24 protein-coding genes are annotated in these 26,272 nt (G+C 68.0%); 18 read left to right on the top strand and 6 right to left on the bottom strand.

All coding sequences use genetic code 11. The features are described 5' to 3' along the window. The first annotated feature begins 25 nt into the window (after window positions 1–25). The 12 genes from DID98_RS13965 (at window position 26) to DID98_RS13910 (ending at window position 14,687) form a co-directional block, all read left to right on the top strand. The gene (locus DID98_RS13965) at window positions 26–904 is read left to right on the top strand and encodes an SDR family oxidoreductase (protein ID WP_044845667.1); all 879 of its coding nucleotides are present in this window, start codon (window positions 26–28) and stop codon (window positions 902–904) included. 2 nt (window positions 905–906) lie between these two features. Beyond that, a complete protein-coding gene (locus tag DID98_RS13960) occupies window positions 907–2,148 on the top strand; it encodes an acyl-CoA dehydrogenase family protein (RefSeq protein ID WP_124570876.1) in 1,242 nt (413 codons plus the stop codon). Beyond that, window positions 2,145–3,344 (top strand): acyl-CoA dehydrogenase family protein, encoded by a 1,200-nt coding sequence (locus tag DID98_RS13955; RefSeq protein WP_124570875.1) that lies wholly within the window; start codon window positions 2,145–2,147, stop codon window positions 3,342–3,344. The genes DID98_RS13960 and DID98_RS13955 overlap by 4 nt, the downstream gene beginning before the upstream one ends. Beyond that, entirely contained in the window at window positions 3,341–4,141 is an 801-nt protein-coding gene (locus tag DID98_RS13950) for an SDR family oxidoreductase (RefSeq protein WP_044845664.1), read from the top strand. Before DID98_RS13955 ends, DID98_RS13950 begins: the two co-directional genes overlap by 4 nt. Continuing rightward, window positions 4,141–4,626 carry a MaoC family dehydratase gene (locus DID98_RS13945; RefSeq protein WP_124522103.1) on the top strand — a complete coding sequence of 162 codons (486 nt, stop codon included), beginning with the start codon at window positions 4,141–4,143 and terminating at the stop codon, window positions 4,624–4,626. Before DID98_RS13950 ends, DID98_RS13945 begins: the two co-directional genes overlap by 1 nt. Before the next feature lie 22 nt (window positions 4,627–4,648). Further along, window positions 4,649–5,854 (top strand): acetyl-CoA C-acyltransferase, encoded by a 1,206-nt coding sequence (locus DID98_RS13940; RefSeq protein WP_124570874.1) that lies wholly within the window; start codon window positions 4,649–4,651, stop codon window positions 5,852–5,854. Window positions 5,855–6,022: 168 nt separating this feature from the next. Beyond that, window positions 6,023–6,982 (top strand): sialidase, encoded by a 960-nt coding sequence (locus DID98_RS13935; protein ID WP_124570873.1) that lies wholly within the window; start codon window positions 6,023–6,025, stop codon window positions 6,980–6,982. A 78-nt stretch (window positions 6,983–7,060) separates the two neighbouring features. Then, window positions 7,061–9,529 (top strand): RND family transporter, encoded by a 2,469-nt coding sequence (locus DID98_RS13930; RefSeq protein ID WP_124570872.1) that lies wholly within the window; start codon window positions 7,061–7,063, stop codon window positions 9,527–9,529. A 77-nt stretch (window positions 9,530–9,606) separates the two neighbouring features. Further along, on the top strand, window positions 9,607–10,686 hold the full coding sequence (locus tag DID98_RS13925) for a Rieske 2Fe-2S domain-containing protein (RefSeq protein WP_124484691.1): 1,080 nt from the start codon (window positions 9,607–9,609) through the stop codon (window positions 10,684–10,686). A 306-nt stretch (window positions 10,687–10,992) separates the two neighbouring features. Then, window positions 10,993–11,196 (top strand): cold-shock protein, encoded by a 204-nt coding sequence (locus DID98_RS13920; RefSeq protein ID WP_006751843.1) that lies wholly within the window; start codon window positions 10,993–10,995, stop codon window positions 11,194–11,196. 463 nt (window positions 11,197–11,659) lie between these two features. Next, window positions 11,660–11,923 carry a translation initiation factor IF-1 gene (infA, locus tag DID98_RS13915; RefSeq protein ID WP_011355053.1) on the top strand — a complete coding sequence of 88 codons (264 nt, stop codon included), beginning with the start codon at window positions 11,660–11,662 and terminating at the stop codon, window positions 11,921–11,923. 691 nt (window positions 11,924–12,614) lie between these two features. Continuing rightward, window positions 12,615–14,687 (top strand): Na/Pi cotransporter family protein, encoded by a 2,073-nt coding sequence (locus DID98_RS13910; RefSeq protein ID WP_124570871.1) that lies wholly within the window; start codon window positions 12,615–12,617, stop codon window positions 14,685–14,687. A gap of 168 nt (window positions 14,688–14,855) precedes the next feature. On the opposite strand, the gene dmpG is transcribed toward DID98_RS13910, so the two are convergent. From dmpG to DID98_RS13880, 6 genes are all read right to left on the bottom strand, one after another. Then, complete coding sequence (dmpG, locus tag DID98_RS13905; protein WP_124570870.1) at window positions 14,856–15,887, bottom strand: 4-hydroxy-2-oxovalerate aldolase; 1,032 nt, start codon at window positions 15,885–15,887, stop codon at window positions 14,856–14,858. A gap of 16 nt (window positions 15,888–15,903) precedes the next feature. After that, entirely contained in the window at window positions 15,904–16,803 is a 900-nt protein-coding gene (locus DID98_RS13900) for an acetaldehyde dehydrogenase (acetylating) (RefSeq protein ID WP_124522802.1), read from the bottom strand. Between the two features lie 19 nt (window positions 16,804–16,822). Next, a complete protein-coding gene (dmpE, locus tag DID98_RS13895; protein WP_124570869.1) occupies window positions 16,823–17,605 on the bottom strand; it encodes a 2-oxopent-4-enoate hydratase in 783 nt (260 codons plus the stop codon). Window positions 17,606–17,688: 83 nt separating this feature from the next. Continuing rightward, window positions 17,689–19,071: a DUF1329 domain-containing protein gene (locus DID98_RS13890; protein ID WP_124570868.1), complete on the bottom strand. Its 1,383-nt coding sequence runs from the start codon at window positions 19,069–19,071 to the stop codon at window positions 17,689–17,691. 41 nt (window positions 19,072–19,112) lie between these two features. Then, a complete protein-coding gene (locus DID98_RS13885) occupies window positions 19,113–20,678 on the bottom strand; it encodes a DUF1302 domain-containing protein (RefSeq protein WP_124570867.1) in 1,566 nt (521 codons plus the stop codon). Between the two features lie 155 nt (window positions 20,679–20,833). Further along, window positions 20,834–21,613 (bottom strand): SDR family oxidoreductase, encoded by a 780-nt coding sequence (locus DID98_RS13880; RefSeq protein WP_124484698.1) that lies wholly within the window; start codon window positions 21,611–21,613, stop codon window positions 20,834–20,836. A gap of 140 nt (window positions 21,614–21,753) precedes the next feature. Here DID98_RS13880 and DID98_RS13875 point away from each other — a divergent pair, with 140 nt between their 5' ends. From DID98_RS13875 to DID98_RS13850, 6 genes are all read left to right on the top strand, one after another. Beyond that, window positions 21,754–22,590 carry an alpha/beta fold hydrolase gene (locus tag DID98_RS13875; RefSeq protein WP_124570866.1) on the top strand — a complete coding sequence of 279 codons (837 nt, stop codon included), beginning with the start codon at window positions 21,754–21,756 and terminating at the stop codon, window positions 22,588–22,590. 62 nt (window positions 22,591–22,652) lie between these two features. Then, a complete protein-coding gene (locus tag DID98_RS13870) occupies window positions 22,653–23,441 on the top strand; it encodes an SDR family NAD(P)-dependent oxidoreductase (RefSeq protein ID WP_044844631.1) in 789 nt (262 codons plus the stop codon). A gap of 38 nt (window positions 23,442–23,479) precedes the next feature. After that, window positions 23,480–24,229: an electron transfer flavoprotein subunit beta/FixA family protein gene (locus tag DID98_RS13865; protein ID WP_124570865.1), complete on the top strand. Its 750-nt coding sequence runs from the start codon at window positions 23,480–23,482 to the stop codon at window positions 24,227–24,229. A gap of 16 nt (window positions 24,230–24,245) precedes the next feature. Then, window positions 24,246–25,208: an electron transfer flavoprotein subunit alpha/FixB family protein gene (locus tag DID98_RS13860; RefSeq protein WP_124570864.1), complete on the top strand. Its 963-nt coding sequence runs from the start codon at window positions 24,246–24,248 to the stop codon at window positions 25,206–25,208. Between the two features lie 3 nt (window positions 25,209–25,211). Then, window positions 25,212–25,742 (top strand): transferase hexapeptide repeat family protein, encoded by a 531-nt coding sequence (locus DID98_RS13855; RefSeq protein ID WP_124570863.1) that lies wholly within the window; start codon window positions 25,212–25,214, stop codon window positions 25,740–25,742. 265 nt (window positions 25,743–26,007) lie between these two features. Further along, window positions 26,008–26,256 carry a hypothetical protein gene (locus tag DID98_RS13850; protein ID WP_124485054.1) on the top strand — a complete coding sequence of 83 codons (249 nt, stop codon included), beginning with the start codon at window positions 26,008–26,010 and terminating at the stop codon, window positions 26,254–26,256. The last annotated feature ends 16 nt before the right edge of the window (window positions 26,257–26,272 follow it).

The following is a 26,272-nucleotide window of genomic DNA, read 5'->3' as shown; positions in this document are numbered from 1 at the left end:
ATCTCTCGATCCAGGAGGCATCAGCATGGGAATCTGTAACGGACGCACCGTCATCATCACCGGCGCCGGCGGCGGGCTCGGGCGCGAATACGCGCTCGCGTTCGCGGCCGAGGGCGCGGCGGTCGTCGTCAACGACATCCGGCACGAGGCAGCGCAGGCCGTGTGCGACGAGATCGCACGACGCGGCGGCCGCGCGCTCGCGAATTCGGACGACATCACCAGGATCGACACCGCGCAGCGGATCGTCGACGCCGCACGTGAAGCATTCGGCGACGTGCACGTGCTGGTCAACAACGCAGGCATCTGCCGCGACAAGATGTTCACCAGCATGACCGAAACCGACTGGGACGACGTGATGCGCGTACACCTGCGCGGCCACTTCTGCCTGTCGAGCGTGCTGGCGCGTGTATGGCGCGACGCCGCGAAGGCCGGCCATCCGGTCGACGCGCGCATCGTCAACACGAGCTCCGGCGCCGGGTTGCAAGGCTCGATCGGCCAGTCGAACTACGGCGCGGCGAAGGCCGGCATCGCGGCGCTCACGCTGATGCAGGCGGTCGAACTGCAGCGCTACGGCGTGCGCGTGAACGCGCTCGCGCCGGCCGCGCGCACGTCGATGACCGAAGGCGTGTTCGCCGACATGATGAAGAAGCCCGAGGACGGCGGCTTCGACTATTTCGATCCGGCCAACGTCGCGCCGCTCGTCGTGTGGCTCGGCAGCGCGCTGTCGGCCGACGTGACGGGCCAGGTGTTCGAGGTCGCGGGCGGGATGATCGCGGTGGCCGAAGGCTGGCGCACCGGCCCGAGCGTCGACCGCGGCGCGCGCTGGGCGCCGGCCGAGGTCGGCCCGGCGGTCGCGCGACTGCTGGCCGATGCGCGGCCCGCGCAGCGCGTGTACGGGAGCTGACGATGGATCTGGCGCTCACCGACGAACAGGCGATGATCCGCGACGCGGCAGCCGACGTGCTCGCCGAGCGCAGCGCGTCGGCCGACGTGCGTCGCGCGATCGAGCAAGCGGCCGGCCGCGACGACGCGCTGTGGGCCGCGCTCGCGGGCGAACTCGGCTGGAACGCGCTGGCGCTGCCGGAGGCGGCGGGCGGGATGGGGCTCGGCGCGGTCGAACAGACGCTGTTGATGGAGCAGCTTGGGCGGCGCGTCGCGTGCGTGCCGTATTTTTCGACCGCGTGCGTGGCGGGCACCGCGCTGGCCGGCTGCGATACGCCGGGCGCGACCGGCTGGCTCGCGAAGCTGGCCGAAGGCGCGTGCAGCGCGACGCTGGCATTGCCGCTCGAGCTTCCGGCCGGCGCGGGTCAACTGCCGGTCGTCGCGGAAGAAGCGGCGGGCGGTTACGCGCTGTCCGGAACGATCGAGCAGGTGATCGACGGTGCGCGCGCCGACCTGCTGATGATCCCGGCACGGATCGCGAACGAAGGGCAGGCGATCGGGGTGTTCGCGATCGACGTCGCGACGGTGTCGGGCCTGAGCGTCACGCCGCTCGACACGCTCGACGCGACGCGGCCGATCGCGCGCGTCGTGCTCGACGAGGCCCGCGTGAGCCGCGACGCGTTGTTCGCGAGCGGCGGCGCTGCCGCGAAGTTGCTCGAACGCACCGCATGGTTCGCAGCGCTCGCGCTGGCTGCCGAACAACTCGGTGGCGCACAGCAATGCCTCGATCTCACGCTCGACTACACCGGCCAGCGCGTGCAGTTCGGCCGCGCGATCGCATCGTTCCAGGCCGTCAAGCACCGCTGCGCGCAGATGATGGTGCTGATCGAATCCGCGCGCTCGGCCGTGCTCGGCGCCGCCCACGCGTGGGACGCGGAAGCCGGCAGCGGCACGCCCGGCGCTGCGCTGCGCGCCGACGTCGCGGCCGCGAAAGCCGCCGCCAACGATGCGTATGCGTTCTGCGCACAGGAGGCGATCCAGCTGCACGGCGGCGTCGGCTTCACGTGGGAATACGACCCGCATCTCTATTTCAAGCGCGCGCAGGCGTCGGGCGCGCAGTTCGGCAGCACGCCGCAACTGCTCGAATGGATCGCCAGCCAGGCGATCGACGGCGGCGCGTCGCGGCACGACGCGGTGCTCGCGTCGTCGCCGTCGGCTTCGATCGCCACGCGTTCGTCCGCCGCGCGCACCGGAGCCCTCCAATGAACAGCGAAACGCGCGAACAGCAATTGCGACACGAAGTCGCCGACTGGGTGCAGTCGCATCTGACCGGCGAATTCGCGTGCCTGAAGTACCGCGGCGGCCCCGGCGACGAGGAAGCGTTTCCCGAACTGCGCAAGGCGTGGGAACGGGAACTCGCGCAGGGCGGCTGGACCGGCCTCGGCTGGCCGACCGACGCGGGCGGCCGCGGCTTTTCGGTCGCCGAGCAGGTGATCTTCCACGAGGAATACGCGCGCGCCGGCGGCCCCGGGCGGATGGGGCACATCGGCGAAGGGCTGCTCGGCCCGACGCTCGTCGCGTGCGGCACCGACGACCAGCGCGCGCGTTTCCTGCCCGGAATTCTCGCCGGCACGCAGTTCTGGTGCCAGGGTTACTCGGAGCCGGGCGCGGGTTCGGACCTCGCGAACGTGCGCACGCGCGCCGAGCAGGACGCCGACGGTACCTGGCGCGTGCACGGCCAGAAGGTGTGGACGTCGCTCGCGCACGACTCCGACTGGATCTTCGTGCTCGCGCGCACCGATCCGGCGTCGAAGGGCAACAAGGGGCTGTCGTTCCTGCTGATGCCGCTCGACCAGCCGGGCATCGAGATTCGCCCGATCAAACAGCTCAACGGCGGCGCCGAATTCAACGAAGTGTTCTTCGACGGTGCGCGCGCGGAAGCTCGCGATCTCGTCGGCGCGCCGGGCGACGGCTGGCGGATCGCGATGACGCTGCTCGGCTTCGAGCGCGGCATGTCGACGCTCGGCCAACAGATGCAGTTCGTCCGCGAACTCGACTGGGTGATCGACGCCGCGCGCGAATCGGGCGCCGATCGCGACCCGGTGCTGCGCCAGCGGATCGGCCGCGCGTGGGCCGGCCTGCGCGTGATGCGCTACAACGCGCTGCGGATGCTGTCGGGCGCGGACGACGCGAACGGCACCACCGCGCCGCTGCGCCGCGAGGCGCTGATCTACAAGTATTTCTGGTCGAACTGGCACCGCGACCTCGGCCAGCTCGCGATGGATGCGCTTGGGTCCCGCGCGAACGTGATCGATCCGGCCGACGAGAAGCTCACCCATCTGCAGCGCGTGTTCCTGTTCTCCCGTGCGGACACGATCTACGCCGGCACCAACGAAATCCAGTTGAACATCATGGCCGAGCGCGGGCTCGGCATGCCCAGGGAACCGCGAGGAAACGCATGACCGAACCCCAGATCCAGAAAGCGCCGGCGTACGTGCCGGGCCACCAGCTGCTCGCCGGCAAATCGGTGCTGATCACGGCCGCCGCCGGCGCCGGCATCGGCTTCGCGGCGGCGCGCCGCTGCGCGGAGGAAGGCTGTCGCGCGCTGTTCATCTCCGACATCCACGAGAAACGCCTCGAACAGGCCGTGGAGACGCTGCGCGCCGAAACGGGGCTGCAGCAAATCTACGGCCGCCTGTGCAACGTCGCGGTCGAGGACGACGTGCAGGCGCTCGTCGCGGAAGCCCAGGACAAGCTCGACGGCGTCGACGTACTGATCAACAACGCCGGGCTCGGCGGCGCGAAACGCATCGTCGAAATGGACGATGCCGAATGGTCGCGGGTGATCGACATTAGCCTGACCGGGACGTTCCGGATGACGCGCGCGATGCTGCCGCACATGCAGGCCCGCGGCCGCGGTGCGATCGTCAACAACGCATCGGTGCTCGGCTGGCGTGCGCAGGCGGAACAGGCGCACTACGCGGCGGCGAAGGCGGGCGTGATGGCGCTCACGCGCTGCGCGGCGCTCGAGGCGTCGCCTTACGGGGTGCGCATCAACGCGGTCGCGCCGAGCATCGCGATGCACGATTTTCTGAAGAAGTCGGCCCCGGCCGACCTGCTGAATCAACTGGCGTCGCGCGAAGCCTTCGGGCGCGCCGCCGAAGTCTGGGAGGTCGCGAACGTGATGGTGTTCCTTGCAAGCGATTACGCGTCGTACATGACGGGCGAAGTGCTGTCGGTCAGCAGCCAGCACGCATGATGAGCGCGACCCTCGACTCCGTGCGCGCGACGCCCCGCGTGTTCGCGCATCCCGGCGAACTCGCGGCGGCCGTCGGCGACACGCTCGGCGCGAGCGCCTGGCTCGCGATCGACCAGATCCGCATCGACGGCTTCGCCGACGCGACGGGCGACCACCAGTGGGTACACGTCGACCCGGTGCGCGCGAAGGACGGCCCGTTCGGCGCGTGCATCGCGCACGGCTACCTGACGCTGTCGCTCGTCAATTATTTCCTGCCGCAGATCGTGCGCATCGACGGCGCGCGGCTCGGCGTCAACTACGGCTGCGACAAGATCCGCTTCCCGGCGCCGGTGAAGGTCGGCGCGCGCGTGCGCGGCGTCGGCGAGCTGCTGCGCGTCGAGGCGCTCGACGGCGGCGTGCAGGCGTGGGTTCGCGTGACCGTCGAGATCGAAGGCGAGGCCAGGCCCGGCTGCGTCGCCGACACGATCAGCCGCTACTACTTCTAGTTTCGATTCAGAGAGCCAGCTCATGGAAGACGCAGTCATCGTTTCCGTCGCACGCACGCCGATCGGCAAGGCGTTTCGCGGCATGTTCAACGACACCGAGGCGCCCGCGCTGGGCGGCCACGTCGTGCGCGCGGCGCTCGAACGCGCGGGCGTTGCGCCGGCCGACGTCGACGACGTGCTGATCGGCTGCGCCGCGCAGCAGGGCACGCAGGGCTACAACATCGGCCGCCTGTCGGCCGCGGCGGCCGGCTTGCCGGCGTCGGTGCCCGGGATGTCGATCGACCGCATGTGCTCGTCGGGCCTGATGTCGATCGCGAGCGCCGCGCGCAGCATCGGCGCGGGCGACGCGCGGATCGTCGTCGCGGGCGGCGTCGAATCGATCTCGCTCACGCAGAACAAGCACAAGAACGGCTACCGCGCGCGTTCGCAGGCCGTGCTCGACCATCAGCCTGCCGCGTACATGGCGATGATGGAAACGGCCGAGATCGTGTCGCGCCGTTACGGCATCTCGCGTGCCGCGCAGGACGAATTCGCGATGCAGAGCCACCAGCGCACGGCCGACGCGCAGGCGGCCGGCCGCTTCGACGCGGAAATCGCGCCGCTCGACGTGCGGCGCGCGCTGTTCGACAAGGAAGGCAACCCGACCGGCCACGAAGCCGTCCACGCGGCGCGCGACGAGGGCGTGCGCGCCGACACGACGGCCGAACGGCTCGCGGGGCTCAAGCCGTCGTGGAGCGGCGGCAAGGTCGTCGAGCAGGGCGAGTTCGTGACGGCCGGCAACGCGTCGCAGCTGTCGGACGGCGCGGCGGCGGTCGTCGTGATGTCGCGGGCCGAGGCGGAGCGTCGCGGACTGACGCCGCTCGGCACGTTCCGCGGGCTGGCCGTGGCCGGCTGCGAGCCGGACGAGATGGGCATCGGCCCGGTGTTCGCGATTCCGAAGCTGCTGGAACGTTTCGGGATGACCGTGCGCGACGTCGGGCTGTGGGAGCTGAACGAGGCGTTCGCGTGCCAGGCGCTGTATTGCCGCGACACGCTCGGCATCCCCGACGAGCGACTGAACGTCGACGGCGGCGCGATCGCGCTCGGCCACCCGTTCGGGATGTCGGGCACGCGGATGACGATGCACGCGCTGCTCGAAGGCGCACGCCGCGGCGTGCGGCATGCGGTCGTGACGATGTGCATCGGCGGCGGGATGGGTGCCGCCGCGCTGTTCGAGGTCGGCGCGTAACGACGCTCGAGCAAGGCTCACCGGCAGCCGAGCCGGCAGCCCGGTTCGGCTGCCATCCATTCGGGACCATTCGAGGCCGCGGCAACGACCGACGGCCCGGAGACTTGCAGCGGCAGGGCGAGCGCGTCGGCGCGGGCCCGGGCCGCTCGCAGAGAAGGAGACAAACCGATGAAACGTACTTTGCCAGGACTCGCGATGTCGGCGCTCGTGCTCGGCGCCGCGCTGTTCGCGTTCTCGCCGCGCCCGCTGCCGGCGTTCCCGGTCACCGCGATCCATGCGGACCGCCTGCAGATCAACGGGCTCGCCCGCGCCGGCACGCGCATCGTCGCGGTCGGCGAGCGCGGCGTGATCCTGTTGAGCGACGATGCGGGCGGCCGCTGGCGGCCGGCGTCGGTCACGCCGGACCAGGGATCGACGCTCACGCAGGTGAGCTTCGTCACGCCGACGCTCGGCATCGCGGTCGGCCATGACGGCCGGATCCTGCGCAGCGACGACGCGGGCGTGCACTGGCGCGAAGTTCATGGCGACAACGCGCATTCCGACCCGCTGCTGTCCGTGTGGGGAACCGCGAACGGCCCGCTGTTCGCGGCCGGCAGTTTCGGCCAGCTGCAGCGCTCGGACGATGCCGGGCTCACGTGGCAGCCGCTCAAGACACCGGCGGGCGACCGCCACCTGAACGCGGTCGTCGGCGACGGCCACGGCGACCTGCTGATCGCCGGCGAGAGCGGCACGCTGCTGCGCTCGACCGACAACGGCGCGAGCTGGGACAAGGTGCCGTCGCCGTACCAAGGCTCGCTGTTCGGCGCGCTGATGCTCGCGAACGGCGACTGGGTCGCGTACGGCATGCGCGGCAACGTGTTGCGCAGCACCGATCGCGGCGCGACCTGGACGCACGTCGACAGCCACGTGCCGGTGTCGTATTTCGGCGCGACCCAGCTTGCCGACGGCGAGCTCGTGCTGGTCGGGCAGGGCGGCGCGATCGTCGGGTCGCGCGACGGCGGCCTGACCTTCGACGTGCGCAAGCTCGGCGGCGTGCAGAGCCTCGCGGCCGTGCTCGACATGGGCCGCGGCGCGCTGCTGCTCGGCGGCGAGGCCGGCGTCGCGCCGCTCGCTGCGTCGCCGTCCTGATGCGCGGCGGCGGCCGCGTTGCCGCGCCGCCCGCATCGTCCGCATCGCCTGTTCCGTCCGTTCCGACACGAGAAATCCATGAACGACCTGTCACGCTCCACCGAAGCCGTTCCCGCGTCGCGCCTCGCCGCGTTCGTCGAGCGCTGCGCCGATACCATCATCCGGCAGCGCCGGCTGCTGATGCTGCTGTGCGTCGCGCTGACGCTCGCGCTCGGCCTGTCCGCGACGCGCCTGAAGCTCGATCCGGGCTTCAACAAGATGATCCCGATGCAGCACCCGTACATGCAGGTGTTCGAGCGCTACGCGGGCGCGTTCCCCGGCGCGAACACGATCCTCGTCAGCCTGCGCTGGAAGGGCGACGGCGACATCTACAACCAGACGTTCATGGACGCGCTGCGCCACGCGACCGACGACGTGTTCTTCATCCCCGGCGTGAACCGCTCGCGCGTGTTCTCGCTGTTTACGCCGAACGTCCACTACACCGAGGTGACGGAAGCCGGTTTTCGCGGCGACGTGGTCGTGCCCGGCCAGTTCTCGAGCGCGAACCCGGACGACCTCGCGAAGGTGCGCCGCAACGTCGCGCGCTCCGGGCAGATCGGCCGGCTGGTCGGCAACGACCTGAAGTCGGCGCTGATCCGCGCGGAGTTGCGCGAGACCGATCCGGCCACCGGCAAGCGGCTCGACTACAGCGCGGTCGCGCGCCAGCTCGAGGAAATCCGCGCGCGCTACGCGAAGCAGGGCATCGACGTGAACATCATCGGCTTCGCGAAGCTGGTCGGCGACGTCGAGGCAGGGATCGCCGGCGTGATGGCGTTCTTCGCGCTCGCGTTCCTCGTGACGGCCGCGCTGCTGTTCGCCTATACGCGCTCGCTGAAGACGACCGTGCTCGCGCTCGTCGTCGCGCTGCTGCCGGTCGTCTGGCTGCTCGGCGCGCTGCCGCTGCTCGGGCTCGGCATCGATCCGATGTCGATTCTCGTGCCGTTCCTGATCTTCTCGATCGGCGTGTCGCACGCGGTGCAGATGACCAATGCGTGGAAGCAGGCGCTGGTGCGCGGCGCATCGTCGGCGGAGGCCGCGCGCGACGCGTTCCGCAAGCTGTTCGTGCCGGGCACGGTCGCGCTGCTGACCAACGCGCTCGGCTTCATGGTGATCATGCGGATCAGGATCGACATCGTGCGCGAGCTCGGCATCACCGCGTGCCTCGGCGTGCTGCTGATGATCGTCACCAACAAGGTGTTCCTGCCGATCCTGCTGTCGTACACGCGCCTCGAACGCGGCACGCTCGCGCGGGCGCAGCGCACCGCGGCGGCCGGCGGAAGCCCGATGTGGTCGCGCTTCGCGCTGTTCGCGCGCCCGGCGCCCGCGCTCGGCGTGTTCGCCGTCGCGCTCGCGCTGCTCGCGTACGGCACGCTCGAGTCGCGCAGGCTCGAGATCGGCGACATCGGCACCGGCGCGCCGGAGCTGCGCGCGAACTCGCGCTACAACGTCGACAACGCGGCGATCACGCACCAGTACAACATCGGCGTCGACGTGCTGTCGGTGATCGTCGAGACGACCGGTTTCGACGACGCCTGCCTGCATTACCCGGTGATGAGCGCGATCGAGAAGTTCGAGATGAACATGCGCGGCGTGGCGGGTGTGCAGTCGGTGACGAGCGTCGCGTCGCAGGGCAAGGTGTTCATCGCCGCGTTCAACGAAGGCAATCCGCGCTGGGCCGCGTTGCCGCGTTCCAGCGATGGGCTCACGCAGGGTTCCAACGCGTTCGACCCCGACAACGGGATGAACACCGCGAACTGCAAGGCGATCCAGGTGCTGATCTACACGAAGAACCACGAAGGCACGACCATCGCGCACATCGTCGACGAGATCAAGCGCTACGCGGCCGAGAACCCGACGCCGAACGTCGCGTTCCGGCTCGCGGGCGGCAACGTCGGCGTGATGGCCGCGACCAACGAGGCGGTCGGCGACGCGGAGGTCGCGATGCTGCTGTCGATCTTCGGTGCGATCGCGCTGCTGTGCGCGGTCACGTTCCGCTCGTGGCGCGCGGTGCTGTGCATCATCGTGCCGCTCACGCTGGTGTCGATCCTGTGCAACGCGGTGATGGCGCGGCTCGGCATCGGGCTGAAGGTCGCGACGCTGCCGGTGATCACGCTCGGTGTCGGCGTCGGCGTCGACTACGGGATCTACCTGTACGAACGCCTGCAGCACGACCTGCGCCACGGCGCGGCGCTGCCCGACGCATTCGCCGACGCGATGCGCCAGCGCGGCACCGCGGCGCTGTTCACGGCCGTCACGATGTTCATCGGCGTCGGCACGTGGGCGTTCTCCGCGCTGAAGTTCCAGGTCGACATGGGCGTGCTGCTCGCGTTCATGTTCCTCGTGAACCTGTTCGGCGCGGTGTTCCTGCTGCCCGCGCTGGCCGCGTGGCTCGGCGTCGAGCGTGCCGAGCGCCGCGTGGCGCAACTGCCGCAGCCGTCCGCGTCGTCTGCGTCGGCACCAGCGCGCGAACCGACGCGCGCGCTCGAACCCGGCAATCCGGCGCGCTGAACGACGCAACCCCCGAACCCCCATTACCCCGGTGCGCGGCGGGCCGCCGCGCGTCCCCCAAAGAGGAGTCAACCCACATGTCCGCACGCCCTTACAAGATCGAAGCCCAGCCGCTCGCGCAGCGCTATGCGCGCGGCTGGCACTGCCTCGGCCTCGCCCGCGACTACAAGGACGGCAAGCCGCACACGCTGAACATCTTCGGTCGCAAACTCGCCGCGTTCGCCGATTCGACCGGCAGGATCAACATCGTCGACGCGTACTGCCCGCACATGGGCGCCGACCTGAGCCTCGGCACGGTCGAAGGCGACAACCTCGTCTGCCCGTTCCACGGCTGGGCGTGGAACGGCGCAGGGCAGTGCGCGTCGATTCCGTATTGCAAGCGGATTCCGCCGAAGGCGCGCATCGGCGCGTGGCCGACCTGCGAGGAAAACAACCTGCTGTTCGTGTGGAACGACCCGGAAGGCAATGCGCCGCCGCCGGAAGTCGCGATTCCGAGGCTCGACGTGTGCTTCTCCGACGAATGGTCGGACTGGGTCGTCGACAAGATGGTGATCAACGCGAACTGCCGCGAGCTGGTCGACAACATCTCGGACGTCGCGCACTTCGCGACCGTGCACCATGCGCCGATCGACTATTTCGCGAACCTGTTCGAGGATCACAAGGCGACGCAGCTGATGGTCGGCCGCAGCGAGAAGCTCGGCGGCGACAGCCTGACCGCGCTGTCGACGTATTTCGGGCCGGCCGTGCACATCACGCAGATGACGGGGCAGAGCGGCGGACAGCCGATCCATTCGGTGCTGCTGAACTGCCACGTGCCGATCGACATGAACAGCTTCGAGCTGCGCTACGGCGTGATCGTGAAGAAGGTGGCCGGCCTGAGCGACGCGCAGAACCTGGAGATCGCGAACGCTTACGTGAAGGAAGCGCAGCGCGCGTTCTACGAGGACGTCGACATCTGGCACAGCAAGACGCGCATCGACAACCCGCTGCTGTGCGAAGGCGACGGGCCGCTGTACCAGATGCGCGACTGGTATTCGCAGTTCTATCTGGACGCGGCCGACGTGCGGCCGTCGAGCGTCGCGCGCAAGTCGTTCGAGATGAAGATCCGCGACGGCGAGACGCCGCCGGCGCTGCATCACGTGTTCGAACCGCAGTAATGCAATAGCGCGGTCACGGCGCTGCGCGGCGAGCGGCGGGAAAAATGGGGGGCGTATCGCTACGCCTCCCGATTGCCGCAAACGCCCGCCGGACAAGGCGGCGCGTGCTGCCGCGCGCACGCGTCGCATCGAAAGGACTTGACGGATCGGCTTGCACCGCGTAGTGTCCGAGACCGAAGTCTTCAAGAAGCTCGATTGCTCATCATTGGCCGCACGGCGTGCGGCAGTCGTTGGTCTCTCCCTCTTTGATTCTTTCTGTGCCCGTCACGGGCGCATGTTCATTTCATTCGTATTAAGGAAGTATTTGTGGATACCGGTACCGTCAAGTGGTTCAACGAAACCAAGGGCTTTGGTTTCATCTCCCCGGACAACGGCGGCGACGATCTGTTCGCCCATTTCTCTGAAATCCGCGGCACGGGTTTCAAGACCCTGGCCGAAGGCCAGAAGGTCAGCTACGAAGTGAAGCGCGGCCCGAAGGGTCTGCAAGCGTCGAACATCACGCCGCAGTAAGCCGTATCGGCACCGGTCGCCAAGCGGCGGCCGCTGCCGGACGGATCTCGCGCGGAGGCCGGCCCGAGCCGGCGTCCAGCGCGTTCCGACGCACACGACCGATGCATCGCGGCATTCACGATGCATCGGTCGTGTGCTTCCCTCATCCATCGCATGTCCGTACGACGTGCGATCCAACGCCCTCGCGACGCGTTCGCCGTGTCGCCAGCGGCCCATGCTGCAACCCGAGTAGACCGTCGCCATGCCGCACGCGGCGCGGTCCCGACTTTGCGCGGTGCTGATCGCATCGCCGCCACTGACCGCCCGACCGCCGCAACGCGCCGGGCTCCGATTGCAAGGCGGGCCCGTCGCCCGTCTGAACGAATTGATACCCGGCATCCTGCCGGCCGCCGTCCCGTTGCCGGGCACTGCGCCGGTCAGTTCGCCGCGGCCGCGGTCATTCACCTTGTCTGGAGGAATTGGTTTGGCAAAAGAAGAACTGCTGGAACTGGACGGAATCGTCGACGAAGTGCTGCCGGACAGCAAATACCGTGTCACGCTTGAAAACGGCGTCGTGGTCGGCGCGTATGCGTCGGGCCGCATGCGCAAGAACCACATCCGCATTCTCGCGGGTGACCGTGTGACGCTGGAACTGTCGGTGTACGACCTGACGAAGGGGCGTATCAACTTCCGTCACAAGGACGCGAATTCGCCGCGTCCGCCGCGCACCGGGCAACCGCGTCGCTAAGCAGTAGCGATCGGGCGGCGCAACGCCGTACCGATCGAAACTCGTCCGGCCTGGTCATGCGGCCGGCACACCGGATGGACGGCGCAGGTCGCGCCGTTCGCCGGTCTGGTTCGCGGATTCGACATCGGCGAGCCATCTCCGACGAGCGCCGACCCAAAGCGCGCGCTCCGCTCCCATCCAGTTGTACGCATCCACGTATCGCACCGCGCGTTTCAATTTCGAAACATGCCGACGTGTCGGCACAGCGGCGTGCTCGGTCCGCTCGTGACGGTGACGCCACCACGTGGTCGCCGGGCGAGCGTGATGGCGGCAATCAACGTGGGCCGATGCAGGAGAGAGTCAGGCCTGTATCAACGCTGCAACACATTCATTCGCCCAACTGGCCCATCTCCGTATTTTTCGGTTTCAACACGCCTTGCGCACCCGACCCGCATTGGTGGCACGCCACTTGCAGCGGGGATGTGGCTGCGGGCGCGTGATTTCATGGAAACCGCCGTGGGCGACCGTAACGTGGCGCACGGCGTCTTCGGGGGAAGGCTCGTCGCGTGATCTACGGTTCGGTCGTGCGTTTCTCCGTCGCGACAAGACGTATTCGAGTTCGCCTTTCCTCGCCGGCCGGCGACGGGCGTGATCGAACTTCACGACGGGAAACGTTACAAGAACAACCGGTCGGCGTCTGGGGCCCAGAGTCATGACATTCACGTTCACGCTGGTCGATCTCGCCGGCTCGATTGCGCTGGTGCTGCTCGGGACGCAGATGCTTCAGACCGGCATGCAGCGCGCGTTCGGCGCTGGCCTGCGGTCGCTGCTGGAACGGGCGCTTTTCGGGCGACTCCCTGCCTTCTTCGGCGGCATGGGCGTAACAGCGGTACTGCAGAGCAGTACGACGACCGCGGTCATGACGAGCGAGCTCGCCGCGCAGGGGCGCGTCGGCCTTGTCCCGGCATTGGCCGTCGTGCTCGGCGCGAACGTGGGTACGACGTTGCTCGTGCAGGTGCTTTCGTTCGAAGTCGGCGCCGTGTCGCCCGCCCTGATCCTCGTTGGCGTACTGATGTTCCGCAAGGTATCGAACACTTGCGCTCATGAACTGGGGCGCACGCTCATTGGCCTGGGCCTGTTGCTGCTCGCACTGCATCATCTGCAGGAGTTGATGACGGACTACGAGGATGCGCCGAATCTTCGGATGCTGCTGAGCGACGCATCCACGATACCGCTGATCGACGTCCTGCTGGCGGCCGGCCTGGCCTGGGCCGCCGATTCGAACGTCGCGATCGTGCTCCTGATCATGTCGCTGTGCGCGCAAAACGTCATTCCCCCCGATACGGCTTTCGCGCTGGTGCTGGGTGCCAACCTGGGCGCGGCCATTCGCCCGGTGCTGGAGGAGACCGCGACACACGATCCTGCCTCCCGATGCGTGCCGGTCGGCATGCTGCTCATTCTGTCGGCCGGCGTGGTGATTGCGCTTGTCGCACTGACGCCGATCGGCTGCGTCATGGTCAGGATCGAACCGGACAATGGGCGGGTGGTGGCCGATTTCCATACGCTGTTCAACCTGTCGCTGGCCGGGCTGTTCCTGCCGCTGCTGGTCCCGTACGCCGACCTGCTGACCCGACTGCTTCCTTCGCTCGTGAAGGTCTCGGCCGCGTCCCGATCGCAGTACGCCGATCCGCTCGCGGAACAGGCGCCCGGGATCACGCTCGGCATGGAGGCCCGTGATGTGCTTCCCGTCGTCGACACGCGATACGGGATACGTTCACGAGCCCGTGCCGCATCGATCGCCCGTGCCGGAGCGTCGGTCACGGAAGTCCGTACCCACGACGACGTTCTCGACAATGTCAGGATTGCGCCCCGGACACCGCTGACGCGCCCCGATGCCGGACAACTTGCCGGCTACGATGGTCAGCACCGGCATGCAGGCGAGGACCGGCTACAGGAGGACGCGCGGCATTGCATCGAAATCAGGAAATGCGCCGGCCATACGATCGAGCACCTTGGCGCCGACGGCAACGTGCAGACGTACTACCCGGCGAAGTCGCTGTGGCTCACCCTGCAGGACATCCAGGTCGTCAGGCGACTGGAGCCCGCCGGAGGGACAACGCATTCGACGCTTTCGACCTATGTCCAGGGGACGGCGAGTCTGGACGACTGCTGTCTGTCGATCATGGGTGACGTGCAGAACAGCACGCGCACGATACACATCACCTTCGCGGCTCGCGAGATCGGCCAGCCTGAACGGCACGGCCTTCGCGAATTGCAGGACGAACTGGGCATCACCCATTCGGACGATCCGCTTGGCACGGCACGGCTCGGCTACAACGAGTCCGATGACGAGATGCAGGAACCGGCTCAGTGGTGGGCATGGTGCGACGTGCCGGCGAGCAGCATGCAGGCACTTGCCGACGGCGTCGAGGCGGGGCAGGTCACAGCCGTCAAGGCCGGGCTGTGCCTGCGGGACGTCTACACGTCGATCCCGCCCGGTGCCGTGCTGACGGGGGGATTGCGCGTGTTCCTGAGGCCCGGCGAGGATGGCAACGCATTGAAGGCGGCGCCGATCGCCAGCGGATACGTCGTGTATCTCGCCATCGATCTCCCGAAGGTCAGTCTGCCGGGAGATGGCCGGACAGCGCGGATGCCGCTGCGCACGGACGACGGGAATCCCGTCGTGGCGCTGACGGAGAGGCTCGACAAGGTGTTCACCGGCTTGAAGTGGCTCGCTGCGCTGGTCGCGATCCTGGTTGTCGTGCTTCTGAGCAAGGGGCGGTGACAACCAGGAAGCCGGGGGCTGCCGATCGAGTTGCGGCCGATTCGGCTACCGGCTCCGAATCACTGCATCAAGCGTGCGCAATGCTCGAGCGGCCGCGTCTCGCAGGAAATCTTCGATGAACGGCTCGCATCATGCCGATTGCCGCGCGTGCTGTACGCTGACTGCCGTTCAGGCCGCCACCGCCCGTGCCCGCGCCATCGTCAGCGCCGCATCCTCGATCATGTCCTCCTGCCCGCCGACGAGCCGCTGCCGGCCGAGTTCGACGAGGATGTCGCGCGCCGGAATCCCGTACTTCGCTTCCGCGCGCTTCGCGAACAGCAGGAACGACGAGTAGACGCCCGCGTAACCGAGCGTCAGCGCATCGCGGTCGAGGCGGATCGGCGCGTCCATGATCGGCACGACGAGATCCTCGGCGACGTCGGAAATCGCGAACACGTCGACGCCGGTCTCGATTCCCATCCGGTCGCACACCGCAACGAACACTTCCATCGGCGTATTGCCCGCACCGGCACCGAGGCCGGCGGCAGCCGCGTCGATCCGGTTCGCGCCGGCGGCGACCGCCGCGACCGAGTTCGCGACGCCCATCGCGAGGTTGTGGTGGCCGTGGAAGCCGAGTTCCGTCTCCGGCTTCAGCGCGGCGCGCACCTGGCCGATCCGCGCGGTCACGTCGTCGGGCAGCATGTGGCCGGCCGAATCGGTGATGTAGATGCAGTTCGCGCCGTACGACTCCATCAGCTTCGCCTGCACGACGAGCTGCTCGGGCGACGACATGTGCGCCATCATCAGGAATCCGACGGTATCGAGGCCGAGCGTGCGCGCGAGGCCGATATGCTGTTCCGACACGTCGGCTTCGGTGCAGTGCGTCGCGACGCGGATCGTGCCGACGCTGAGCTCGTGCGCCATGCGCAGGTGCTCGACGGTGCCGATGCCGGGCAGCAGCAGCGCCGACACCTTCGCCTGCTTCAGCTCCGGAATCACGGCGCTCAGGTACGCCTCGTCGGTATGCGCGGGAAAACCGTAGTTAACCGAAGCGCCGCCGAGCCCGTCGCCGTGCGTGACCTCGATCAGCGGCACGCCGGCCGCATCGAGCCCGCGCGCGATGTTGCGCATCTGGTCGAGCGTGATCTGGTGACGCTTCGGGTGCATCCCGTCGCGCAACGACATGTCGTGGACGGTGATCTTCTTGCCTGCAAGTGACATCGTGTGACTCCTCGACTCAAGCGGTGGCGGCCGTCGCGGCCAGCATCTGTTCGGCGAAACGCTCGGCCGTGGCGGCCGCGGCGGCGGTCATGATGTCGAGATTGCCCGCGTACTTCGGCAGGTAATCGCCGAGCCCCTCGACTTCCATGAACACCGACACGCGGTTGCCGTCGAACACCGGGCCGTTCTTCAGCGTGTAGCCGGGCACGTAGCGCTGCACGTCCTTGACCATCGCATGCACCGACGCGGTGATCGCGTCGACGTCGGGCGGGCCGTCGGTCAGGCAGTGGATCGTGTCGCGCATGATCAGCGGCGGCTCGGCCGGGTTGATCACGATGATCGCCTTGCCCTTGCGGGCGCCGCCGACCTGTTCGATCGCGCCGGACGTCGTGCGCGTGAATTCGTCGATGTTCTTGCGCGTGCCGGGGCCGACCGAGCGCGACGACACCGTCGCGACGATCTCGCCGTACGCGACCGGCTGCACGCGCGACACCGCGTACACCATCGGGATCGTCGCCTGGCCGCCGCAGGTCACCATGTTCACGTTCATCTGCGCGCTGCCGAGATGCGCGTCGAGGTTGACCGGCGGCACGCAGTACGGCCCGATCGCGGCTGGCGTCAGGTCGATCATCTTCACGCCGAGCGCGGTGAGCTTGTCGGAATTGTCGCGGTGCACGTAGGCCGACGTCGCGTCGAACGCGATGCGGATCTCGTCGTCGGCGACGTGCGGCAGCAGCCCGTCGACACCTTTGTCGGTGGTCTTCAGCCCGAATTCGCGGGCCCGCGCGAGGCCGTCGGACGCAGGGTCGACGCCGACCATCCACACCGGTTCGAGCACCGGCGAGCGGCGCAGCTTGTAAAGCAGGTCGGTGCCGATGTTGCCGGGCCCGATCAGTGCGCATTTGATTTTCTTCATCAGGATCCTTCCTCTTCCTTTAGATAAAGCGGACGTCGCAACCGCCGATGCCGGAGATGTGCATCGACAGCGCGTCGCCGGCCGTGACCGGAATCAGTTTCGCGAGCGAGCCGGACAGCACGATCTCGCCGGCGAGCAGCGGCACGTCGTATTCGGCGAGCGTGTTCGCGAGCCACGCGACCGCGTCGGCGGGATGGCCGAGCGCCGCATCGCCGCGGCCTTGCGCGACGATCTCGCCGTTCTTCTCGATGGTCATCTCGCACGCGGCGAGATCGAGCGTGCGCGGATCGACGCGCGCATCGCCGAGCACGTAGACGCCGCACGACGCGTTGTCGGCGACGGTGTCCTCGATGCGGATCGCCCAGTCGCGAATGCGCGAATCGACGATCTCGAAGCAGGGCGCAACCGCGGCCGTCGCGGCGATCACGTCGGTGCGGTCGATGCCGGGGCCGCGCAGGTCGCGCGCGAGGATGAACGCGATCTCGCCTTCGGCGCGCGGCGCGATCAGCGACTCGGTGGCGATCGCCTCGCCGGCCGCGTAGTGCATGCCGGACAGCAGGATGCCGAAATCGGGCTGGCGCACGTTCAGCATGTCCTGCACGGCCTGGCTCGTCACGCCGATCTTCTTGCCGACCACCGATTCGCCGCATTCGACGCGGCGTTCGATGAAGCGTTGCTGGATCCGGTACGCATCGTCGAGGGACAGCCGGCGCGGCCGCCCCGACAGCGGCGCGACCGGCGCGCGGGAGTGCCACGCGGCATACAGCTCGTCGCCGAGCGTCGCATGCAAGCGGTTGGACATGGTAGGGCCCTCGAATGGAAAAGGCCGCCGTCCCGGGCGGCGTCGGGCGCCGGAGCGAGGCTCCGGCGCGGGCGGCGATTTGCTTAGTTACCCGAACTGCGGATCGCGTCCGGCGAGAAGTACGCTTCGCTGAACTGCGGGCTGCTGTCGAGCTTCGGCATCGGCCCTTCGTTGGTCAGGCGGTCGGCCATGTAGGCGCCGGAGATCAGGTCGTGGAAGAACACGACACCCGGGTAGAACGTCTTCGCGTCATATGCGTACAGCGTCGTCGCGACGTTGGTGCGCCACAGCTGGCCGCGTGCGTCGTAGTTGTCGGCGAGCAGCGTCATCCACGAATCCTCGTCGATGTACAGCACGCGTTTCGCGTACTGGTGACGATAGCCGCTCTTCAGCGTCGCTTGCAGCACCCACACACGATGCAGCTCGTAGCGGATGTACGAAGGGTTTTCATGTCCCTTGGTCAGCAGGTCCGCATACTTGACCGAGCTGTCCATCGCCTTGTAGTTGTCGTACGGCACGTAGACTTCGCGTTTGCCGACGATCTTCCAGTCGTAGCGGTCGCCGGGGCCGTTGTACAGGCGGTCGTCGTCGACGGTGCGGAAGCCGCCCGGGCCCTGCGGCTGGTCATAGCCGTATTCGGGCGCCTGGCGCACGCGCCGCGTGCCCGGGTTGTACATCCACGTGCGCGAGGAGTTGTCCGCGCCGGCCTTGTCCCAGTTCGTGAAGCCGACGATCAGCGAGCCGCGGTCGGACAGCGGCAGCTCCGTCGCGTTGCGATAGAACGTGCGGTTGTTCAGGTCGCTCTTCACGTCGTACTTGCCGACGTTGCGCGGCGAGTAGATGTCGTAGCGCACCTTGCCCCACGCGATGTTGCCGTCGGAGTACACGACCGCCTGGTCGTAGGTTGCCTGCTCGGTGCCGATCGCCGACGAGAAGCGCTGGTTCCACAGCAGCTCGGCGGCCGTCTTCGGGATCGGGTACGGCACCTGCGGCGGCGCGTTGGTCAGCCCGTTCGCGTCGGACGTCATCGTCGAATCGGGCGCATACGTGCGGATGTCCTTGTAGACGGAATCCGCGTAGCGGAAGTCGCGGTGGCTCGGGTAGACGTTGATCTTGAACGTGGCCGGATAGCGCTTGAACATCGCCTTCTGGCCGTCGGTCAGGTGCTCCGCGTACTGCGCCATGTTCTCGGCGGTGATCGTCGCGACCGGCTTCTCGTTCGCGAACGGATCGGGGTAGCGGCTGCCGCGCTTGTACTGCACGTCGGGCGGCGTGCCGAGCCACTTGCCCGACCACTCCGGCACGCTGTTGTCCTTGCTCGCGACGCGCACCGCGCCCATCGGCGTGAGCGGGCCGTCGAGCGCCTTCAGGTCGTCCGGCGTGACCTTCGGGAACGAGGCCGTCGCGACGAGCGCGCACGCGGCCATCACCGATGCGCGCAGGAGGGGGAGACGAGTTCGTTTCATGACAAATCCTCTTCTTGCTGAGTGACGAGCGGCCGGGCCGCTCAGAAGTGGTAGGTCGCCGTGGCGAGCACGTAGTCGCGATCCGCCAGCGGACGCGTGACCGGGTTGGGCGAGCCGAGGAACTTGGCGTAGACGAGCGCCAGCTGCAGGTTGCTCAGGCGCGTGAACGTCACGCCGGCCGTCACGCGGTGATCGCCCTGGCCCGTCAGCGAGCCGAGCGCGCCGGCGAGCGGCGACGTGCCGGTCAGGTCGTGCGAGTAGGTCAGCGGCACGTCGAGATCCCAGCCGTTGAACACGTTCTTGTAGCTGAGCGTCCACGCGATCTCCATCGCGAGCGCGTTGCGCGAGTTGGCGAGCGTGGTCGAGCCGTCGAGCGCGGAGATGCCGCCGGCATGCACGTACGTCAGTTCGCCGACCAGCGACTGCGAGTTTGCGAGGAAGCTCGGCCCGATCGAGTAGATGCCCGACAGGTTGGTCTGCAGCACGTTCGCGCGGGTCGACTGCGGGCCGGTCGGCGTGTTGACGAGCACGGCCGCGCCCTGGCGGTACGACACTTCGCCCGCGACGTTCACCGGGCCGACCTGCGTCGAGAAGCTCGCGCCGGTCAGCTTGATGTTGCTGAAATATTTCTGCTGGTACTGGAGCGTCGGGAAGTACGTCGTGACGACGCTCGGGTTCATGTCGTTGTAATGCAGGTGGTACACGCCGAGCTCGGTGTCGCCCAGCACGCGCACGCGTGCGCCGATACCCCACTGGTTGCGGGCGCTCGGCTTGTCGTCGGCCCCGCGCGGAATGATCATTCCGCCCGGGCCGATGATGAACTGCGCGCCCGGGCCGACCACGTCCGAATAGCTCCAGTACGTGCCGGGCGCGGTCAGGCGGTTCTGCTGGAACGAGAACTGGTAGTAGCCGAGCAGGCTGAAGTTCGGCGTGATCTGCCACTGCGTCGAGATCTGCGGCACCGGCAGCAGGATGTCCTTCACCTGAGCGCCCGCGACATAGGACTTGGTGGCATCGGCCGGGCCTTGCGCGCCCGCGATGTTCGGGAAGAACAGGCTTTCGCCCCACGCGACCACCTGGTCGCCGACCTTCACGTTCAGGCTCGTCGGGCCGATCTTGAAGGTGTTGTAGGCGTAGGCGGCGAGCAGCGTCGTGTGGCCGCCCGACCAGTAGCGGGCGTCGCCGGTGAAGTTGTTGTACTGGCCCGTGTGGTTGACCGTGCCGGGCGCGTCGTTGTAGTTCGGATGGCGGTACGCCTGATCGTAGAACGTGCTCGCGCGGACGAACACGCCCCAGTCGTCGTGCTTCAGGTTCACTTCGCCGAGCAGGCTGACCTGGTTCTCGATCAGCTTGTTCTTCGCGAAGTTGCGATCGCCGTCGTCGCCGTTGATGTTCGCCGGCGTCAGCAGATTGCCGCTCGGCGCACGCGTGCGCATGCCGAGGCCGTAACTCAGCGTGAACGTGTAGTCCAGCGTCGTGTCGGCGCCGAGCTCGATCGTGCTGCCGGCGTGCGCGTCGGGAACGGCGCAAGTCAGCAGCGCGGCGGCCAGCGTCGACAGCGCGGCGGTGGCCCGCTTGTCGGTACGGCGCGAAATCCGTTGATGCATGGTGTCTCCTCTGGGGGTATCGACGACGGTCGACTGTGGTTGTCGTGAGAGGCAGAGTAGGGAGATCGCGATAGCAGGGAATCGTCAAAATGAACTAGATGACTTCCCTAGGACTGGAAACGATCGGCGCACGCCTCTGGCGGCGCGTGCGTCAGTCAGCGCGCTTGCATCTGCGCTGCGGCCAGGAACGCGGGCCGTTCGCCCCCGCCGTCGAGTCGCAGGTTCGCGCCCGACGTGTACGACGCGTCGGGCGACGCGAGGAACAGGCACGCCGACGCGACGTCGTCGGGTGTCGCGAGCCGTGCGGCCGGAATCGTCGCGCGGATCGCATCGAGCGCCGCATCGTCGCCGTAGTGGCCTTCGGTCGCGGATTCGGTTTGCACGAGGCTCGGGCTGATCGCACACACGCGCACGCGCGGCGCCCACTCGACCGCGAGCGACGTGACCGCGTTGACGAGCCCCGCCTTCGCGGCGCCGTAGGCCGCGGTGCCGGGCGACGGCCGCGACGCGCTGACGCTCGCGATGAACAGCATCACGCCGCCATGCGGTTGCGGCTGCATGATCGCGTTCACGCGCTGCGCGAGTTGCAGCGGCGCGATCAGGTTCAGCCGCACGATCGATTCGGTGAAGCGCGGCGATGCGTCGGCCGCGAGCACGAACGGCGAGCCGCCCGCGTTGTTGACGAGCACGTCGAGGCCGCCGGTTGCGGCGCGGGCCGTCGCGAGCATCGCGTCGACCTGCTCGATGTCGCGCAGGTCGGCCGCGATGAAGGTGGCCGTGCGTCCGCCGGCGGACGGCGGCGTGTCGGGCGCGCTGCGCCCGCACACGAACACGCGCGCGCCCGCCGCGAGAAACCGCTCGGCGATGCGCCGCCCGATGCCCTTGGTGCCGCCCGTCACGAGCACCGTCTTGCCGCTGTAGTCGAATCCGTTCATCGTCTGCCTCCGTTTTCGGTGGCCCGATGATAGGAACAAGCGCGCGCGGCTTCGTAGTCTGAAAGGATGATGCCGGCCGGCGCCGGCGGCGTAATCATCGTGGCAGGCATCCATCGACCGACGAAGGAGACAAACCCGCGATGACGACCCCCACGACGCCGCCGGCCGGCATCTTCACCGACGTACCGGGCGGCTTGCGCCTGCATCATTTCGAGGCGGGCGCAGGCCGCCCGGTGGTGTTCATCCACGGCAGCGGCCCGGGCGCGAGTGGTTTCAGCAACTTCAAGCACAACTACCCCGCGTTCGCGGCGGCCGGCCACCGCGCGATCGTCGTCGACCTGCCGGGCTACGGGCAGTCGTCGAAGCCGTCCGACGTCGCCTACACGCTCGATTTCTTCGTCGGCGCGCTGCACGCGCAGCTGGCCGCGCTCGGCATCGGGCCGGCCGTGCTGCTCGGCAACTCGCTCGGCGGCGCGATCGCGCTGAAATACGCGCTCGATTACCCGGACGAGGTCGACGGGCTGATCATGATGGCGCCGGGCGGCGTCGAGGATCGCGACACCTATTTCCGGATGGAAGGGATCCAGCGGATGGTGAAGCTCTTCACCAATCGCCAGATGAATGACGACACGATGCGCGAGCTGCTGACGCTGCTGGTGCACGATCCGGCGATCGTCACCGACGCGCTCGTCGCCGAGCGGATGAAGGTGTGCGTCGAGCAGCCGACCGAAGTGTTGTCGACGATGAGCGTGCCGAACCTGACGGGTGCGCTCGCCGACCTGCGCTGCCCGGTGCTCGGTTTCTGGGGCACGGACGACCGCTTCAATCCGGTCGGCGGCGCGCTGACGTTCCTCGAGCGCTGCCGCGACGCGCGTTTCGTGCTGCTGAACCGCTGCGGCCACTGGGTCATGGTGGAGCATGCGGCCTATTTCAACCGGGAATGCCTCGATTTCCTGGCTGCGCCGACGGCGCGATGATGCGCGATGGTTTTGATGGCCGGCCCGTTCGTGGCCGGTTCGCCTAAATACAAGGAGACACAATGAAACTCATCGAAGACCTGTTCGACCTGCGCGGCAAGGTGGCCGCGATCACCGGCGGCGCGCGCGGCATCGGCGCGGAAACGGCGCGCACGCTGGCCGCGGCCGGCGCGAGCGTCGCGATCCTCGACGTGCTGTCGCAGCCCGCGGAAGCGCTCGTCGAGGAGATCCGCGCGCAGGGCGGCCAGGCCGCGTTCTGGTCGCTCGACGTCACGCAGGAGGCCGACGTCGAGCGCGTGTTCGGCGAGATCGTCGCGCGCTTCGGGCGCCTCGACGTGCTCGTGAACAACGCGGGCATCGAAGGGCACAACGTGCCGACCCACGAACTCACGCTCGCACAGTGGCAGCGCGTGCAGGACGTGAACGTCAACGGCGTGTTCCTGTGCACGCGCGCGGCGATTCCGCGCTTGGAAGCGGCCGGCGGCGGCTCGATCGTGAACCTGTCGTCGATGTACGGGATCGTCGGCGGCCCGGACGTGCCCGCGTATCACGCGTCGAAGGCCGCGGTGCGGATGATGGCGAAGGTCGATGCGATGCTGTATGCGGCGAAGAACATTCGTGCGAACTCCGTGCATCCGGGCTACATCCGCACGCCGATGCTCGAGGACGCGTTCCGCCAGATGGGCCAGGATCCCGACAACGTGTTCGGCTATCTGCAGACCCACGTGCCGATGGCGAAGATCGGCAGCCCGCGCGACATCGCGGCCGGCATCCTGTATCTCGTGTCGCCGGCCGGGCGCTACGTGACGGGCGCGGAGCTGGTGATCGACGGCGGATACACCGCGCGCTGACGCGCCGCGGCGGTCGAAACAAGAGAGGAGGCAGGCAGTTGAAAGCGCTCGTGGCAGTGAAGCGCGTGGTCGACGCGAACGTGAAGGTCGGCGTGAAGTCCGACCGCACCGGCGTCGACATCGCGAACGTGAAGATGTCGATGAACCCGTTCGACGAAATCGCGGTGGAAGAAGCGGTGCGGCTGAAGGAAGCGGGTGTCGCGACCGAAGTGATCGCGGTGTCGGTGGGCGTGACGCAAGCGCAGGAAACGCTGCGCACGGCGCTGGCGATCGGCGCGGATCGCGCGATCCTCGTCGAGTCGAACGACAGCGTCGAGCCGCTGGCCGTCGCGAAGATCCTGAAGGCGCTGGTCGACAAGGAACAGCCGCAACTGGTGATCCTCGGCAAGCAGGCGATCGACGACGATTCGAACCAGACGGGCCAGATGCTGGCCGCGCTGGCAGGTCTGCCGCAAGCGACGTTCGCGTCGAAGGTGACGATCGCCGACGGCAAGGCAACCGTGGCCCGTGAAGTCGACGGCGGCGCGGAAACGCTGTCGCTGTCGCTGCCGGCGGTCGTGACGACCGACCTGCGCCTGAACGAGCCGCGCTACGTGACGCTGCCGAACATCATGAAGGCGAAGAAGAAGCCGCTGGAAACGGTGAAGCCGGAAGACCTCGGCGTGGATGTCGCGCCGCGTCTGAAGACGCTGAAGGTGGCCGAGCCGCCGAAGCGCGCGGCCGGCGTGAAGGTGCCGGACGTGCAGACGCTGGTCGACAAGCTGAAGACCGAAGCCAAGGTGCTGTAACAGGGAGCGGACGGACATGACGATTCTGGTAATCGCCGAGCACGATGCGGCATCGGCTGGCGGCGCGTCGCCGATCAAGGCCGCGACGTTGAACACGGTGGCGGCGGCCGCCGAAGTCGGCGCGTTCGGCGGTGGCGACATTCACGTGCTGGTCGCAGGCCACCACGCGCAAGCAGCGGCCGATGCAGCGGCGAAGATCGCAGGCGTTTCGAAAGTGCTGCTCGCCGATGCGCCGCAACTCGCGGACGGTCTCGCCGAGAACGTCGAAGCGACGGTGCTGACCGTCGCGTCGAACTACTCGCACATCCTCGTGCCGGCAACGGCTTACGGCAAGAACATCGCGCCGCGGATCGCCGCGAAGCTGGACGTCGCGCAGATCTCCGACATTACGGCGGTTGTATCGGCCGACACGTTCGAGCGTCCGATCTATGCAGGCAACGCAATCGCGACGGTGCAGTCGGGCGACCCGATCAAGGTGATCACGGTGCGGACGACGGGCTTCGATCCGGTCGCGGGCGTTGGCGGCAGCGCAGCGGTCGAGAAGATCGAAGCGGCAGCAGATGCGGGTGTGTCGCAGTTCATCGGCCGGGAGGTGACGAAACTCGATCGCCCCGAACTCACCAGCGCGAACATCGTCGTGTCGGGCGGCCGCGGCCTGGGCAGCGGCGAGAACTACATGAAGGTTCTCGAGCCGCTGGCCGACAAGCTGAGCGCCGCACTCGGCGCGTCGCGCGCGGCAGTCGACGCCGGCTACGTGCCGAACGACTACCAGGTCGGCCAGACCGGCAAGATCGTCGCGCCGCAGCTGTACATCGCCGTCGGTATTTCCGGCGCGATCCAGCATCTGGCCGGCATGAAGGATTCGAAGGTGATCGTCGCGATCAACAAGGATCCGGACGCGCCGATCTTCAGCGTGGCCGACTACGGCCTCGTCGGCGACCTGTTCACGCTCGTGCCCGAAGCGGCCGCGGTGCTCTGAGCGATGCCGCTGTTCGAATTCGACGGCATGCGCCCGCGCGTCGCTTCGTCCGCGTACGTTCATCCGAGCGCGGTCGTGATCGGCGACGTGACGATCGGCGCGGGCTGCTACATCGGCCCGCATGCAAGCCTGCGCGGCGACTTCGGCGCGATCGTCGTCGGCGACGGCAGCAACGTGCAGGACGGCTGCGTACTGCACGTCGGCATCCGCGAGACGTGCCGGCTCGGTGTGAACAGCCACATCGGCCATGGCGCGATCGTGCACGGCGCGACGCTCGAGCCGGACACGATGATCGGGATGAACGCGGTCGTGATGGACGGCGCGACGATCGGCGCGACCACGATCGTCGCGGCCTGCGCGTTCGTGAAGGCCGGTTACGACGTGCCGCGCGGCGTGCTGCTCGCGGGCGTGCCGGGTCGTGTGGTGCGGCGGCTGAGCGACGCGGAGATCGACGCCAAGGCGAACGGCACGCGGATCTATCAGCAGCTGGCGGTGGATTGCTTGAGGGGGCTCCGGCAGATCGACGACGCGTAAGCGATGCGCGTTGTCGACGTGTCGTCGTTCGGGCGGCGGAGGCTTGGCAGGCGGCAAGACCATCGTGCATCAGCGTGAATACCGCAAATCCGTGCGCGCCGCGCGCCGCGCCGAAAGCGCGATGTCACGGGGTTTATCGGGGTTTGTGCGGATGGCGATTCGACGTCGTGCATGCCGGTCGCGACGTACGCGCGGGATCGATTGCCTGATGCGGCGCCGTTGTCTTAAGATCGGCGTCACACCATCCCACCGCCTCCGGCGCCGAATGAAAACGACCCTACGCCTGCGCGTCGCCATTATCGCTTCGGCCTTCGCCGTCTATCACGTATTCATGCACATTCAGTGGGTCGCCAGCGGTTGCATCGAATTTCGCGGCAGCCGGCATTGCAGCTTCGAGAACAGTGAGAATTTCGAAGGCATGATGGACTTCGACCTGCTGCTGACCTGCGCGTGGGTCGCGGGCGCGATGATGGCGTGGTTCGCGGTCGCGCGGTCGTCGAAGAAACCGGGTTGACGTCAGGACGACACCG

Source organism: Burkholderia sp. Bp8984 (genome assembly GCF_003853755.1).
Classification (GTDB): Bacteria; Pseudomonadota; Gammaproteobacteria; order Burkholderiales; family Burkholderiaceae; genus Burkholderia.
This window is presented reverse-complemented; position numbering and strand designations above follow the sequence as displayed.